10 protein-coding genes are annotated in these 16,056 nt (G+C 45.4%); 1 reads left to right on the plus strand and 9 read right to left on the minus strand.

The features are described from left to right. Nucleotides 1–9 precede the first annotated feature (9 nt). The 8 genes from QUA07_RS10830 to QUA07_RS10865 all read right to left on the minus strand — a co-directional run bounded on the left by QUA07_RS10830 (nt 10) and on the right by QUA07_RS10865 (nt 13,679). Entirely contained in the window at nt 10–5,391 is a 5,382-nt protein-coding gene (locus QUA07_RS10830; protein WP_333324891.1) for an AAA family ATPase, read from the minus strand. Nucleotides 5,392–5,807: 416 nt separating this feature from the next. Next, nucleotides 5,808–6,821 (minus strand): cytochrome d ubiquinol oxidase subunit II, encoded by a 1,014-nt coding sequence (gene cydB, locus QUA07_RS10835; protein ID WP_333324854.1) that lies wholly within the window; start codon nt 6,819–6,821, stop codon nt 5,808–5,810. An 8-nt stretch (nt 6,822–6,829) separates the two neighbouring features. Further along, nucleotides 6,830–8,272: a cytochrome ubiquinol oxidase subunit I gene (locus tag QUA07_RS10840; RefSeq protein WP_333324856.1), complete on the minus strand. Its 1,443-nt coding sequence runs from the start codon at nt 8,270–8,272 to the stop codon at nt 6,830–6,832. Nucleotides 8,273–8,546: 274 nt separating this feature from the next. After that, on the minus strand, nt 8,547–9,020 hold the full coding sequence (locus tag QUA07_RS10845; RefSeq protein ID WP_333324858.1) for a hypothetical protein: 474 nt from the start codon (nt 9,018–9,020) through the stop codon (nt 8,547–8,549). Beyond that, nucleotides 8,995–10,200, minus strand: coding sequence for an urease accessory protein UreH domain-containing protein (locus QUA07_RS10850; RefSeq protein ID WP_333324860.1), 1,206 nt, complete (start codon nt 10,198–10,200; stop codon nt 8,995–8,997). Before QUA07_RS10850 ends, QUA07_RS10845 begins: the two co-directional genes overlap by 26 nt. 225 nt (nt 10,201–10,425) lie before the next feature. Next, complete coding sequence (locus QUA07_RS10855) at nt 10,426–11,493, minus strand: LOG family protein (protein WP_333324861.1); 1,068 nt, start codon at nt 11,491–11,493, stop codon at nt 10,426–10,428. Between the two features lie 189 nt (nt 11,494–11,682). Then, complete coding sequence (gene trxA / locus QUA07_RS10860; RefSeq protein WP_006631199.1) at nt 11,683–12,006, minus strand: thioredoxin; 324 nt, start codon at nt 12,004–12,006, stop codon at nt 11,683–11,685. A 509-nt stretch (nt 12,007–12,515) separates the two neighbouring features. Further along, complete coding sequence (locus tag QUA07_RS10865; protein ID WP_333085617.1) at nt 12,516–13,679, minus strand: GuaB3 family IMP dehydrogenase-related protein; 1,164 nt, start codon at nt 13,677–13,679, stop codon at nt 12,516–12,518. A gap of 122 nt (nt 13,680–13,801) precedes the next feature. Between QUA07_RS10865 and QUA07_RS10870 the strand changes: the two genes are divergently transcribed. Further along, nucleotides 13,802–15,010, plus strand: a complete 1,209-nt coding sequence (locus QUA07_RS10870; protein ID WP_333324863.1) for a lipid-A-disaccharide synthase-related protein — start codon at nt 13,802–13,804, stop codon at nt 15,008–15,010. Nucleotides 15,011–15,276: 266 nt separating this feature from the next. On the opposite strand, the gene QUA07_RS10875 is transcribed toward QUA07_RS10870, so the two are convergent. Next, nucleotides 15,277–15,984: a polysaccharide deacetylase family protein gene (locus QUA07_RS10875; protein ID WP_333324865.1), complete on the minus strand. Its 708-nt coding sequence runs from the start codon at nt 15,982–15,984 to the stop codon at nt 15,277–15,279. Nucleotides 15,985–16,056 lie beyond the last annotated feature (72 nt).

Consider the following 16,056-nt stretch of genomic DNA (forward strand, 5'->3'; position numbering starts at 1 on the left):
ATAATAGTCTTATCCTTTCATCGGCAATAAAATTGTAAACTCCGTCCCTGCTCTCAATACAGAATTTACCTCGATTGTACCGCCGTGTTTCTCAACCACAATCTGCCGTGCGATCGCCAAACCCAATCCCGTGCCTTTCCCTACTTCCTTGGTAGTAAATAACTCATCAAAAATCTTCTCTTGCACAGCTTCACTCATGCCCACACCGTTATCTTTGATCCAAATTCTCGCTTGTTTGTTGTCCCGAAAAATGTCGGTTTTAATGGTAATTTCATTAGCAATTTCTGCATAAGGTCGTCCTTGATTTGATTCCTCCAAAGCATCGATCGCATTACCTAACAAATTCATAAATACTTGATTCAACTGTCCGGCATAACACTCCACGGGTGGCAAATTCCCATATTCCCTAATCACTTTGATTTCTGGACGAGTATCGTTAGCCTTGAGGCGATGTTTCAGAATCATAATGGTGCTATCGATGCCATCGTGGATATTGCAAGGTACGGGATAGTTAGTATCGGCACGGGAGAATGTCCGTAGACTGGTACTAATATCCCGAATCCGCTTCACGCCTTCCCGCATCGAACCTATTAATTTCGGTAAATCTTCCCGGATGTAGTCAAGATCGATGTTCTCGATTTCTTCTTGAATTTCTGGATCGAGTTGCGGATATTTTTGTTCATACAAATCGAGCAATCCAAACAAATCTTTGATATAATCTAAGGCGGGTTGAATATTACCAACCAGAAAACCAACTGGATTATTAATTTCGTGAGCGACCCCAGCCACTAAGTTTCCCAATGCTGACATCTTTTCGCTTTGAACTATTTTTATTTGTGCTTGTTTGAGATCGGTAAATGCTTGTTGAGATTCTTGATACAAACGGGCATTTTCTAAGGAAATAGCAGCTTGAGAAGCCAGCAAATTTAGCACTTCAATGCGATCGCTCGTAAATGCCCCAACCGTCAGGTTATTTTCCAGGTATAAAACTCCTATCAACTGCCCTTGATTAAGAATGGGCATACAAAGAACACTGATCGGCTGGTGCTGTTCAATATAGCGATCGCTCGCAACCTGGGAACTTACCCTAGCATCAACTATTACCAAAGGTTTCAAACTACGCTTGACCGTATTAACCAAACTAATTGCTACATCCTGACTAGATTCTAGAGGTATTGATGGTAATAGCTTAGGTTCCTGTCCCTCTGCTACAAGAGCCGCTACCTGTAAATACTGTTTTTGTTTGAGCAATAAGACGCACTTAGTGGCGCCAGCATTCGCGATCGCTATTTTTAAAAGAGTAGTCAGGAGTTGATCTAGTTCAATCTCTCCAGAAATGGCTTGAGAGGCTTGGATCAGAGTAGGCACATCTAGAAATTCAGAGTTGCTGCTAGAAGAGTTGGTATTATAAGTAATTGTTCCCCGGGCGATCGTTTCCTTAAAGGAACTAAAGGATTGAGCTTGCTGAAGGATAATACCGAGTAGGCGAGGATAACGTTTTTCCAAATCGTCTATTTTGGCTTTAGCTCCCCAGCGGGCATAACAATAATATGCTTCAATCATGTAGGCTTGAGCTACTTTTTCTTTGCCCCATTCTAGGTAGAATTTGGCTGCGAGTTCGTTGGCGAGGGCTTCTTCGTTGAGGAATAGATTTTCTTTAGCGAGGGAGATCGCGCGATCGTACATTTCCAGTGCATCTGCTTTATTGCCCAAAACCCGCTGCCGTTCTGCTTCAACCAAATACCATTTATGCAGATGATTCATGGGAGCATTTTGCGCCCATTGGTGCAGAGTCGTTTGATGAATTTCCACAGAGGCGAGAATGTCAGCTTGCTCAATTTCAGGATTTGTGGGGAAGAGCGCCAGATGCGTCAGGGCTGCATAGAAATGGAAAATGGGAACATGAACCAATCCTGATAATGCCATCACACACTCTTTGGCTGAGCTAATGTAGTTTAGAGCAGCCGGATAATTACCAAAGGAATAGGCAAGCAGTAGTTTGTAGACGTAGATAAGGGCGATCGCACTGAATTCACGCTCCTGATAGTGCTTAGGAATCATTACCGTTTCATCATAGGCTTCGCCGATTAAGCAATCCGACAGAGTACGAACTTCCCTCAAGTTCTGCAACATCTGCAGCTCCATATGCAAATAAGTCCGAGCAGAATATTGCTTCACCTGAGCCAAGGTAGCACTGTAGACTGCAAGTTCCGGTTCCCAAGTATCCAGTTCTACCCCACTGTAAAAGTTGATGTAGCTGTAAGTAGCTATATTGTAGCCAGCGTTAAGAAAATCGCCAGTTTCCATCCCAGCTATAAAGCCCTCTTTCAGGGTTGGTATCCCTGCCCTCATAGCATTTTGATGATGCTGAATAAATGCCCCAAACATATTATGAGTAATGCACTTAAATTCTCGTGAATTGACCCGATCAAGCAATGACATTGCCAATTTACCAAAGCTATAGCCTGTTTTTGCCTCTCCCAAAAAGGCACTTAATACAAGCCCGTGAATCGCATAGCCCACTGTTGATGCGGGTGCATTCCCAAATTGGAGTGATAAACTTACCATCGTGGAGCTCAGTAGGGGTACTAAGCCTGGAATTCCCTGGAGAATGGGTGCAAATAACATTGCCAATATTGGCATAGCTGCCTGAGTCTGAGGATCACTCATCACAGGCAAATCGATTAGTTCCTCAATTTTTCTGCCGCTGAGTTGGCCCGCAAGGCTCTGTAGCGCTTTACCAATCAAGGCTTCGTCAGCTTCGGTAGGGAGTTCAACCCCCAATTGCCAGAGTGCATCTCTTGCTACTGCAATGGCTTCTAACGTCTTACTCTGTGCTGTCTGTGCGACGATTTGAATTTCATAAATTTTGATTTTGTCTAATATTGTCTGTGCATTCTTTAGCACAAGTGCTGCCATCTCTTCCATGCCATCAAAGTCAGCATTCAAATAGGCGACTTCAGCAGCAGCAACATAGAGGTTCAGGGTTAATTCATACTGGCTTTGCCAGCAGTTGGCTGTTAGTAGATCAATGGCTGTCTGCAGATAAACTCTGGCTGCCATGTAGGCGGTAGAATTTCTGGCTTTACAACCGGCGGCCAAGTTCAGTTTAGCTAAGGCTTCTCGTTCGCTAGGTTGGGTAATTAACTCAATTCCTCGATTCAAATGCCCGATAACATCAAACAGTTTTTCTTCTTGCTCTATCTCGGCGCAATTTTGCTGAAGTAATTGTCCGATTTTGAGATGCGTTGCTTTTTTCTGCGAATCTGGAATTAGCGAATATGCGGCTTGCTGGACGCGATCGTGTAAAAATCGATAAGTGGGATTAGCTGAAGCCTTGAAAACTTCATCACTCTCTGATTCCGTAAAGAATTTATAGATTTTGGTCGTGGGAATCACCAAACCTTCCTGCATTACTTTCCATAAAGCTTTAGCCGTCATCGCAGCAGATTTCTCACTGACAATTACTAACGTATTCAAATCAAACTGCGCTCCAATACAAGCAGCTAATTTGAGAACATCCTGAGTTTCTGGCGGCAACTTCTGCAATTGCAAAGCCATGAATTCAACGACATCATCAGTGATCGCTAAGGCTTTGACTTGGGCAATATCACACTGCCAATGCCGAATATCCCAGTTAAAGCTAATTAGCTTATCGTCATGTAATGCCTTGAGAAACTGAGTGGCAAAGAAAGGATTACCCTGAGTTTTTTGATACACTAATTTGGTCAAAGGTTGGGTCAGGGATAAGTCGCAATTCAGCGTATCCGCCACCAACAAATTCATATCTGGTTGGCTTAATGGTTGCAAAGTAATCGTCTTCACTATTGCCCCACTTTTAATTATCTCATCTACTGTTAAGATAAATGGATGCACAGGTGAAACTTCATTATCTCGATAGGCCCCCAATACTAATAAATATCCTGTCTCCCTCATCAATAATTGTAGCAAATTCAGGGAGGCTGAATCCGCCCATTGCAAGTCATCCAAAAACATCACTAAAGGATGTTCTTTGCTCGTGAAAACTTGCACAAATTTCTCCATTAGCAGATTAAAGCGATTTTGGGCGGCACTTCCTGACAATTCTGTTGCAGGAGGTTGAGCGCCAATTATCCGTTCTAACTCAGGAATTACGTCAATCAATACTTGTCCGTTGTCTCCGACGGCTGCTAAAATCTGGGTTTTCCATGTTTGCAGTTGGGTATCCGATTCTGATAGCAATTGACCCATTAAGTCGCGGAAGGCTTGCACAAAGGCACTGAAGGGAATGTTGCGTTGAAATTGATCATATTTGCCTTTGATAAAATAACCGCGCTGACGGACAATGGGTTTATGAACTTCATTGACAACGGCGGTTTTCCCAATTCCCGAAAAACCTGCTACTAGCATCATTTCGGTGCTACCTGTGCTGACTCGCTCAAAGGCAGCTAATAGGTGATTAACTTCTTTTTCTCTACCGTAGAGCTTTTCGGGGATAGTAAAGCGATCGTTAATATCTCGCTTTCCGAGTTCAAAAGATTCTATTTGTGCTGTTTTTTGTAACTGAACTAAACAAATCTCTAAATCGTGCTTGAGTCCTAATGCACTCTGATAGCGATTTTCGGCATTTTTCGCCATTAGCTTACTGATAATTTGCGATAAAATCGGGGGAATTTCAGGATTAATGTGATGGCTCGGTTTGGACTGTTTGGCGAGATGACAATGCACCAATTTCATCGGATCATCCGAGATAAAGGGCAACTTTCCTGTCAACAATTCATAAAAAGTCACACCCAGGGAATAAAAGTCACTACGATAGTCAATGCCTCGATTCATCCGTCCTGTTTGTTCGGGAGAGAGATAGGCTAATGTTCCTTCTAAGATATTGGGATTCTGTATTTCTTGGGTTTCTCGTGGTAGGAGGGATGCAATACTAAAGTCAATTAGTTGAATTTGTTTAGTGTCTGGATTAATAAGAATATTAGCGGGTTTAATATCTTTGTGAATGACTCGCTTTTGGTAGAGATAGTGGATAATGTCTGTTAGTTGTATGGCGAGTGGGAGAAATTCTGCTAAAGGTAAAACTTGAGATGATTCGGTTTCATTTGTTGCGGTTTTGAGATAAGTAGATAGGGAGACTCCGCCAAAGTCTTCCATTACTAGGACATAGCTATTCTGGTATACTTCCAGCGTCAGGGGTTTGACGAGGTGAGGGAAGTCGAGATTTTTGGCAATGGTATATTGGTTGCGAAACTGGACGAGCTCGTTGAAGGTGGGGTATTTGTTTCGCAGCAGTTTGACGACGACTGGGTATTGGTCACGGGTACGGATGCCTCGATAGACTAAGGTACGTGTACCTACATAAAGTTTCTCTGTAATTTCATAACCTGACAAATTTGCGATCGCATCCATAACTCGTTTATACAACAGTTAAATTAAAACATTCCCTTCTATTTTATTTTATTATGTGACAAAGATAGCGATCGCCAACTCTGCACCCTCGCTAGGTACAGAATTAACTGTAATTTTTTCCCTATGTTTATCAACTATTATTTGACAATCAAGCAATTTGGTGACAAGCCCCCGGACTCATCCGTGCGAGCAATCTCAAATCTTAAATCGTATGAGGTGCGATCGCTAATTCTCAACCAGTTCCTTTCCCTATTCTGCACTATTGGCTATGGTATGTATAGTATGGTTTCGTAAGTTGTGATGGTATCATAAAACAATAATTTGTAATTTTTAACCGCAAATATACGCAGATTAACCAGTATATAAACTTGATAGTATCTGCGTATATTTGCCTGCATCTGCGGTTGTATTATGCTTTATTCGCCGTAGTGGCCGCCGACAACCTTACCCCGAAACACAACATAATTGTAGATGTTGTAAAAAATCATAATCGGGAGCAGAACGCCCATAAACACAATCATAAATACCAGGGCGCTGGGCGAAGCTGCGGCTTGGTAAATGGTGATTTGCGAGGGAATAATGTAGGGAAAAACAATTAATCCCAAGCCGATGAAAGTAAGCAAGAAAATCAGAATCGTCCAGACAAACGGCGTTCGTTCTTCTTTATTTGCGAGACTTTTCAGCAGCAGTCCCACCAATAGCACTCCCAACAAAGGAATCGTGGCAAAGACATAAACTAGCGGTTTATCGAACAACCTGGCTCTAGCACTTTCGTAAAAAATCGGAGTGGCGACCGTAATTAAAACTGCTCCGATTAAAGTTGTCACCGCCGCAATTTTAGCCGTGCGATAGTGATTTGTTTGCAGTTCGCCCTCCGTTTTCATAATTAGATAGGTTGAACCGATCAAAACATAGCCTTGAATCAGCGTCAAAGCAACCAAGATCGATCGCCAATCCAGCCAATCCCAAGTAGAACCTACAAAATGACCAGCTTCATCAACCGCAATGCCTTCGAGCACAGCACCGAGGGCAAATCCTTGAGCTAAAGCTGCTAAAAAACTGCCAGCACCAAAGGCATAATTCCAGAATAACTTGCGATTAGAATGCTCGCGAAATTCAAAGGCTACAGCGCGAAAGATCAAACCAAAAAGCATCATGCAAATCGGTATGTACAACGCTGTCAAAATCGTGCCGTAAGCGAGGGGAAATGCGCCAAACAGAGCGCCTCCCATCAACACCAGCCAAGTTTCGTTCGCGTCCCAAACGTTGCCCAAACTCGTCATTAAAATGCCCCGGCGTTCCTCGTCGGAAGCAGTCAGAGACAGGATTCCTACTCCTAAGTCAAAACCATCTAGCATGACATATAGCAGGAGAAACAAAGCCAAAACTACAAACCAAACTTGCGGGAGAAAATGCTCCAAAGCTTGCATAAAATCTCCTATTGTTGTGCTTCCAAGGGACGTTGATCGGGAATGTGTTCTGCGGGTTGACTTTCGATGGCAGGTTCATTGTCTAAACCAGGCACAGGCAGACTTAAATTAGGCCCTTGGCGGATAATTCTGCTGCCAAAATACAAGGCACAAACAAACAAAAAGCTGTAAATAACTGCAAAGAAACTCAGAGAAGTTAAAACATTGCTGGCGGGGATGTTTGACACCGCGTCAGCAGTGCGAATTTGCCCGTATAAAGCCCAAGGTTGTCTGCCGACACAGCGCACAATCCAACCCGATTCTACAGCAATATATCCCAGGGGAGCAGCTAATACCCAAGCGCGCATCAGCCAAGGTTGACTGCTAATATTTTCAGCAGAAAGTTTGCCTCGCATCCACTGAATTATACTGAACAGCATCAGTCCTAAAAAGAAGAATCCAATGCCGGACATGATGCGGAAACAATAATAGATTAAACCCACCATCCGGGGTCTATCTTCTGGCTTCCATTCCTTCAATCCGAGTACGGGTTCGGAGAGTTTTTGTTTAAATTCCAGAACGTAGCCTAAGCCATTAGGGACACTAATTTCCCAGTCATTTTTTTGGGCTTTTTCATTAGGCAAAGCTAGCAAAGTCCAATCTGCGGACTCTCCCGCTGGTGAGGTTTCCCACTTAGCTTCGATTGCTGCTAATTTAGTGGGTTGATAGTGATAGACTTGTTCGGCGCTCAAATGTCCGATGTATATCTGCAAAGGTGCAACGGCGATTGCTGTCGCTATGGCAATTTTTAAAGACTTGGAAAAAAACGCTTGGTTGCGCTTATTGAGAATGTACCAAGCGCTAATTCCCCCAATGACAAACAGCGAAGTTTCTAACGTCGCAAAAAACATATGAAGAATGCTGTTTAATGCGAACGGGTTCAGAATTGCTTGAAAGTAATCGCTGACAATAAACTTGCCATTGACCATTTCTCCGCCTGCAGGAGTTTGCAGCCAAGAGTTAGCGACTAAAATCCAGACTGTGGATAGGTTAGCGCCGAAGGCTACCATGATTGTAGCGAAATAATGGACGATCGGGTGAACGCGCTCCCAACCAAATAGCATAATGCCTAAAAAGCCGGCTTCTAGCATAAATGCCATTGAAGCTTCAAATCCCAAAATGCTGCCAAAAAAGTCACCAACCGCTTCCGAAAATGGTGCCCAGTTTGTGCCAAACTGAAATTCCATCGGAATTCCTGAAGCTACTCCAATACCGAAGTTTAGGACGTAGAGTTTAGACCAAAAACGAGCGTGATGGTAGTAGTCAGGATTGCGAGTTTTTAGCCACATTCCTTCAACAATTACCAGGTAAATCCCCATTCCAGTTGTCAGAACTGGCCACAGCATATGGAATATGGCGGTTAGGGCAAATTGCATCCGCGATAGCGCCACGGTGTTAGATAAGATATCCATCGTTATATCCTTTGCTCAGTTCAAAAGAGGTTAGCTTGCACAAATTCCATAATGGACACTGGTTATAATGTAGTGTAAAAATTTGTGACATTTTGTAGAGTTGGCACTTTTTAAGGTTTTATACAGATTTCGGTTGTATTTTCTTGTATGTTAAAATAGGTAGATTATGATTGGCCGTTGGGTGGGGGCGGGTTTATGAGATTGTGGGTTTTAGGCATTTATTGTTGGTGAACCCGCCCCTACAAGATTTATGTTCGGTGATGGAAAGATTATCTTAGCGAACTGTGACTGTATAAGTCAGTTTAAAGGGTTTAAAATTAGCTTTATTTTGGGCTGTTCCGCTCAATTCTAGTTCGTAAATCCCAGCCTTGGGAAACACGATATCAGCTCCCGGAATGCCTTGATATTTCTCGGCAGATATGGCGGTTAAAGGCGGCTGCATCAGCGGCTTATCCCCCTCTTTACGATTTTTAGGATAAACAGCCAATTTGCAATTACACTGCTCTAGCGGGATAATTTGACCGCCCCTGCGAGTCAGCGCAAACCACACTCTTGCAGGCTGTCCGGCGCGGGGATTGTGGTTGGGTTCTAGGTGAAAGGTAGCAGCTACATCTCCCGATAGTTCGACTTCGTGCGCCAAAACTGAAATCGAGTTTAACTGCGGCGCACTGGGAATTGTTGCTTCAATTAGCAATCCCAAAAAAACTAATAATCCTAAACTTTTACTTTTGTTTGACAGGTGAAACATAGAAATTTTCTAGTGATAAAACTGACCAAAACAAGCGCGATCGCACAAACATAACTAATACCACAACCACCGCTAACACGCCTGTCAGCAGTTGATTGTGCAACTTCCATTCAAAGCCACCGAGATAGTGGGAACCGATGAGTGCAGCATGAATGGCGCACAGCAAGAAAGCTGGAACGCTTAACAAGTGAAGCATTCGCCACAGTTGGCCTAGAAAATTTTGAATACAATCGCAACTTGTAACCGCCGCCGGCAACATCAACAGCAGCGACAGCATCCCAGCCATCATTCCCAACTGATGCTGCGGCAACATAAAAGATAGGGCGTCAAAATTCCATTTCAGCGTATGATCCAGCATATGAAACGTGTGGGCGAGTGCTAAGACAAACGCGCCCACACCCAAAGCCCGGCGGTAGCGCAGCAGTTGCGGCAAAAACTTGCTCACCGGACGCGCCAACAATGCTAGCATCAAGCACAGCAGCGCTGCGTGGCCTGTAAAATCTACCATTTCATCGGTTCGCAGCAAGGTAAGAATCCCGATCGATATCGTCACCCAACCACCCGCACGAAACAGTTGACTGCGCTTGTCCGCGCTCAATCTGCCAGCCAAAAAACTCACTCCCAGCATAGTTGGCAGCGTGCCGAGTCCAAAAGCCAGCATCGTGGCCGCACCCAAAACCGAATTTCCCGTTTCCGCCGCCTTAATCTGCGCCGCGTAGAGGAAACCGCAGGGAATCAAACCCCAAAGCAAACCCAAAGCAATCGGCACCCACCATTTTTTTTGTGCCGAAAGCTTGCTCATTGCTTGTCCGACTCGATCGTGCGACAGCGGGTGCAATCGGGGCAATCCCGGCAGCAAGTTCGGTTTAATTTGCCCTACTCCGAACCAAATCAGCATCGTGCCCGTGAGAAGTGCGATCGCCCGCCGCAATTCGCTACCCGTACCTGCCAAAAGTCCGCCAGCAATTAACACCGAACCCAGTCCGCCAATTGCAGCACCAACCAAAGCGTAAGCAGTAATTCTCCCCAAATTTAGCAGCAAATGAAAGCGGAAAGCAGCTAATTTATCGTTGCGGGAATTAGAAAGAGAAAACGCCATTGTCAGCGGGCCGCACATCCCAGCGCAGTGACCGAAACTGCCGAGAAATCCCAAAATTGCAATTAGCAGCAGGTCTAGCATTTTGAGTTAGTAGTCAGCAGTCATTAGTTATTAGTTTTTTTACTGCTGATTGATTATTGATGAGTGTTGAATATCATAAATGTAGCCTATCGATTTTGTCAAAAGACAGTCTGTCAAATTTATCTCCATCAGAGGGGCAGGTTTATTTATCCTCTGAGTTAGTTACAACTATTTCTCGTGAAACCCGCCTCTACAGACTAATGACTAATAACTAATGACTAATAACTACTTTTGTTCTGGATGGGCAGCCGCCGGCGAAGCTGCACCCATTTGATTAATAGCAGCAATTAGCTGATAAAGCCGCCCAAAATCCCGCTGGTTGAAATGCAAAGTCAGGCGCGGCAGATCGAAAGTTTCATCTCCTATTTCCGGTTCCAAAGCTTGACTTTTTTCAATTTTTCCGGTGACAACAATATCGCTAAAATCAGTATTTAGCCGATCGACCTTCTCCTCAGAAAGCTCTGTTTTCAAGCGAATTACCAATTTTTCGCGTACATAACGGCAGGAGTGATAAACCAGATAAAAACTACCGATCGCCTCGCAAGCGACATTTATATCGTCAGTAATCGTATACAGGCTGCGATCCTCGGGTGAAATCAAACCCCGGCCCCGCAATTGTTTTTGCACAAAATAATTCCAATCGTGCCAATAATCTCCTCCCGGTCGATCGATCAATACCAAAGGAGCCGGCCCGAACTTGCCAGTTTGAGTCAAAGTCAGACACTCAAAAGCCTCGTCCAGAGTGCCAAAACCACCCGGAAACAGAGCTAAAGCATCGCTCTCCCGGAGAAAAAATAACTTGCGAGTGAAAAAATATTTAAAATTGAGCAATTTGGGATCGCCGGCAATGAAAGGATTAGAACTCTGCTCGAAAGGCAACTGAATGTTCAGCCCAAAAGAACGTTCAGCAGTCGCCCCCTCGTTCCCCGCCTGCATAATTCCTCCGCCGCCGCCAGTAATCACCATAAACCCCTGCTGGGCGATCGCCCGCGCAAAGTCTCTGGCCATCAAATATTCTGCCGATTGCGGTGACACCCTCGCCGAACCAAAAATCACAATTTTGCGAACGTGTCGGTAAGGATAAAACATCTCAAAAGCGCTCTCCATATCTCGGAGCGACGCCGCAATAATTTTCCAGTCTAGGCGATCGAGCTCCTCTCCGGCCATTTGCACTATAGTAGAGAGCGATCGTTCGATCCACTCAGAGTGCTTTAACATTGGGAAGCGATCGAGCAAATCGATCAATTCAGCTTGGAGGGACTCAAAACCTTGACCAGACCCAGAACGAATCATGAATTTTTCCGAAACGATAACAAATTGTCGCTACCAAAAATTAAGGGGCAAGCCAAAGTTAGAAGCCAATAGCCACCAGCAAATTGCCCTGCTGACCACTAATAACTTTTCCCGTAGCTTTGCCCCGGTTCTGAAGCGAGTTAGCTTTCGCGGCCCACAAAGAACAGCGCGAAACCGCTCGCAATTCAGTTAAATGTACTTTTCCAGAGTGTTGGCTAGAGTAGTTTTCGGAACTGCCCCTACCACCATATCCACACGTTGACCCCCCTTAAATATCATCAGCGTCGGAATGCTGCGGATACCGTATTGGCTGGCCACGTTAGGATTCTCGTCGGTATTAACTTTTACTACCTTGACCTGCCCTTCATATTGCTGGGCAATTTCGTCTACGACGGGTGCCACCATCCGACAGGGCCCGCACCAGGGAGCCCAAAAATCCACTAGAACTGGAACTTCGCTATCGAGCACTTCCTGCTTAAAGGTAGAGTCGGTTACTTGCGCGGCTGCTGACATCCCTAGCCATCCTTGTAAATACTATTTCTCGGATAACAAGTCTAGCAAAAAATGTAACCACTTGCGTCAACGATTTTAAGAGAAGGCTTCTGAAGGAAAAAGGAAGACGGTAGAAGGAAGAGGGAAGACGGTAGAAGGTAAGAAAGCACAAGGTTTCTGAAGGAACAAGGCACTTATGTTTCCCAAGGCATTTATGTTTCCCAAGGCAGAATGCACTTATATAGAAGAAAAATTCTCCCACTCCCAGACTCTCCCTCTCTCCCCCTCTCCCCCTCTCCGGAGCGAAAAGCCTCAGTCCTGTATCTAGTAAGCAAGAGGCAAGATTTCCGGCAAAAAAGGAACCGCCCGAACAGTAGTCCGGGCGGAGTGTGGTGTGAGGAGTGAACGGAAACTTGTGTCTCCGCTTCTTCTATTGTGACATCTCCTTCTCGATAATTCCACAACATTCTGTAAATTTCGAGACTATTGAACAAATTTTGTCAAGGTATGCTGGTATTCGATCGGTAAATCTACTTACCCATGCCCAACTGCTGAGCTTTTTGATAGACTTTACCCTCAGTCAGCAGAGAAGGAGCAATTACCACTTCCACTTGCTGCATCTCCTTAATATCCTTAGCACCCAAGGTACCCATGCTAGTTTTCAGAGCTCCGAGCAAGTTGTGCGTACCGTCATCTAGCACCGCAGGCCCCCGCAAAATTTGCTCCACAGTACCCGTAGTCCCCACTCGAATGCGAGTGCCGCGCGGTAAAACCGGGCTGGGAGTCGCCATCCCCCAGTGAAAGCCGCGGCCAGGAGCTTCGGCGGCCCTGGCAAAGGGCGAACCAATCATCACTGCATCGGCACCGCAGGCAATGCACTTGCAGATATCGCCGCCGGTAATTAAACCGCCGTCAGCAATCACCGACACATATTTGCCAGTTTCGCGATAGTAGTCGTCCCGCGCGGCGGCGCAGTCTGCTACCGCTGTGGCTTGGGGCACGCCGACACCCAATACGCCCCTAGATGTGCAAGCAGCCCCCGGCCCAATGCCCACGAGAATGCCCGCAGCGCCAGTTTTCATTAAATTCAGGGCGACTTCGTAGGTCACGCAGTTACCCAAAATTACTGGGATCGGCATCTCTTGACAGAATTGAGTTAAGTCTAGAGGCGTGATCGCTTCAGGGGAAAGGAAAGCTGTCGAGACTACTGTTGCTTGCACAAAAAATATATCGGCTCCAGATTCAGCAACCGTCCGGCCGTATTTGCTCGCGCCGGCTGGTGTACCGCTGACGGCGGCAATCCCTCCTCCTGCTTTAATTTCTTTAATTCTCAGGTCGATTAATTCTGGCTTGATGGGTTCGGCATAGAGTTGCTGCATCAGGGAAACAAATTCGTGGTTCCCCACACTGGCGATGCGCTCTAATATTGGCTGGGGGTCGGCATAGCGGGTTTGAATTCCTTCTAGGTTGAGCACGCCCATTGCTCCCAATTCCGACAGCAAAATCGCCATGCGGACATCAACTACTCCATCCATGGCGCTGGCGATGATCGGGATTTCTCGATCGATCCCGCCAATCTGCCACTTGGTATCTGCCAAACTCGGATCGAGGGTGCGCTGTCCGGGTACAAGCGCAATTTCATCTATGCCGTAAGCTCGGCGAGCGCTTTTGCCCCGCCCAATTTCAATATTCACGCTGTTTCACTTCCACAATGTATTTAAATTAGACTAACAAAAAGTTAGCCCGCCCGAGTTTAGCTATCGCACGGCTGTCTTTAAAAAAAGCTCGGCACTGATTCTGATTGTATTCTGATTATATGAAATCGAAGGGGATACTTTTCCTCAGCAACGGGCACGGGGAAGACGCGATTAACTGTCAAATTCTCAAAGCTTTGAGAGTATCTGGCGTGGATGTTGATGTTTCGGCGATGCCGGTTGTCGGTGACGGGGCTGCTTACCGCCGATCAACCGTGCCAATTATTGGGCCCACCAGTCAAATGCCGTCTGGGGGAGTTTTTTACATGAATCCCCTGTTTTTCCTCAAAGATATTGGGGCCGGGCTGATTGCTTTGACTTGGCAGCAATTGCAAGCTGTTTGGACGCATTCGCGCCACTGCGATTTGGTGGTGGCGACTGGGGATATTGTCGCCGGGGCGATCGCCCATGCCAGCAACCGCCCCTATATAATTTTTCTCTCGGCCCATTCTAGTTATTACGAGGGGCGAGTCAATTTGGGTTTAATCTTGTGGCAGTTGCTTTGCTCAGAGAAATGTCTGGCGGTTTTTACTAGAGATGCTTTGACTGCTGCTGACTTAAACCAACAGGGTTTAAAGAAAGCTCAGTTTGTTGGCAATCCTGTCATGGACAACCTCAATTCTACGGGCAAAGATTTGCAGTTAATACCCGGAGTTCGGACGATCGCCCTTCTCCCCGGTTCTCGCCTCCCGGAAGCCACCGACAACCTCGTTTTGCTGCTGGAACTGGTTAAAGAAATTGCTAGTAACTCTACTTTACCGGTGCAGTTTCGGGCTGCTTTAGTTCCAGCTTTGATGCCTGAATTAGATGATATTGCGGCGCGATCCGCATGGCAAATGCGATCGGGCAAGCTCATGTTTCCAACAATCAAACGGTCTTTTGCTGAACAAGAATTAGTCGAAGTGATGTGTTCAGCCGATGCTTTCGCCGATATTTTGCAGCAGTCGAGTTTAGTAATTGGGATGACGGGAACTGCTGTCGAACAAGCGGTGGGCTTGGGAAAACCTGTAATTGCAGTACCGGGAAACGGCCCTGCCTTTACCTATAGATTTGCGGAGGCTCAAAATCGGCTTTTAGGTGATTCCGTGCAGGTTATTGGCACACAACCAGCAAATTCTGATATTCTCAAGGAAGCTGCTTTGGCAGTCGATCGCACTTTGCAAGATGATAAATATTTAGCCAGTTGCATTCAAAATGGTTTAGAGAGAATGGGGCAAGCTGGTGGCAGCATAAAAATTGCTAATTATGTGGCAAACTATCTTGGTTATTGATTGTGGTAGGGTGCGTCAATCGATTTGAGATTTGAGATTTGAGATTTTAGAGGCGACCCCACGGATAAATGCGGGGGCTTGAGGATTTTCGATTTGGGATTGATTCCACGGATAAATCACGTGGCGCGTACCACCTTTGAAATTCGCTTGTCAGGTTTGAAATTTTCAAGCGTTACGGAAAGTCTAATTCTGACGCACCATTTATTTCCTGGTGCGTCAGTATGAGATTGTTGATTTGTCGCGAAAATAATTGTGGCTGACGCACCCTACTGCTCTTTCAACAACTCAGAAACAGTCTTAAATTCGTAACCTTTCGACTGCAAATCCTTGACAATCATCTCAGTTGCTGCTACGGTTTTCGAGCGATCGCCCCCGCCGTCGTGCATCACCACAATCGAACCAGAGCGCACATTGTCAATCACCCGATTTGCGATATCTTCCGCCGTGAGTGTTTTTTCATAATCGTGGGAATCCACATCCCACATAATCAGTTTTTTGTGCATTTGGGATAGCAAGTAAGACAAAACTACAAATCGCCTACCCCAAGGTGGCCGAAAACTAATACTGTCTTGCTTAACCCCAACTTCCTGCAAAAGTTTGTCGGTTTTTTCAATCTCAGACAGCAAAACTTCCTGGGGTTTAAACATCATATCTTTGTGAGAGTAGGAATGGTTTGCCAACTCATCTCCCCTCGCGAAAATCATTTTCACGATTTCTGGATGTTTCTCAATATTGCGACCGATTTCAAAAAAAGTTGCTTTAACTTGATAGCGATCTAAGATATCTAAAAGCTGATTTGTATATGGAGGATATGGCCCGTCATCGTAGGTGAGGGCAACAACTTTCACGTCGGTATCGGCGCGGTTGATGCCGAAATAATTGTGAAATTTAGTAACTTTAATCAACAGCGATACTGCGAAAAATAATGCTATTGTGAAAAGCAGAAACTTTTGTAAATTTTTACCGATTCGCATAGCTGCACGCACTCGATCGAGAATGAAATTGGATTGTTGTCAGATTACCACAATTGGGGAGCTGAATCCTTA

Source organism: Microcoleus sp. T3_A4, from assembly GCF_036700465.1.
GTDB lineage: Bacteria > Cyanobacteriota > Cyanobacteriia > Cyanobacteriales > Microcoleaceae > Microcoleus.

Excerpts from the sequence above, each read along its gene's own strand:
- QUA07_RS10830 (WP_333324891.1), bottom strand. The coding sequence starts at position 5,391 with ATGGATGCGATCGCAAATTTGTCAGGTTATGAAATTACAGAGAAACTT.
- cydB (WP_333324854.1), bottom strand. The coding sequence starts at position 6,821 with ATGCAAGCTTTGGAGCATTTTCTCCCGCAAGTTTGGTTTGTAGTTTTG.
- QUA07_RS10840 (WP_333324856.1), bottom strand. The coding sequence starts at position 8,272 with ATGGATATCTTATCTAACACCGTGGCGCTATCGCGGATGCAATTTGCC.
- QUA07_RS10845 (WP_333324858.1), bottom strand. The coding sequence starts at position 9,020 with ATGTTTCACCTGTCAAACAAAAGTAAAAGTTTAGGATTATTAGTTTTT.
- QUA07_RS10850 (WP_333324860.1), bottom strand. The coding sequence starts at position 10,200 with ATGCTAGACCTGCTGCTAATTGCAATTTTGGGATTTCTCGGCAGTTTC.
- QUA07_RS10855 (WP_333324861.1), bottom strand. The coding sequence starts at position 11,493 with ATGATTCGTTCTGGGTCTGGTCAAGGTTTTGAGTCCCTCCAAGCTGAA.
- trxA (WP_006631199.1), bottom strand. The coding sequence starts at position 12,006 with ATGTCAGCAGCCGCGCAAGTAACCGACTCTACCTTTAAGCAGGAAGTG.
- QUA07_RS10870 (WP_333324863.1), top strand. The coding sequence starts at position 13,802 with ATGAAATCGAAGGGGATACTTTTCCTCAGCAACGGGCACGGGGAAGAC.
- QUA07_RS10875 (WP_333324865.1), bottom strand. The coding sequence starts at position 15,984 with ATGCGAATCGGTAAAAATTTACAAAAGTTTCTGCTTTTCACAATAGCA.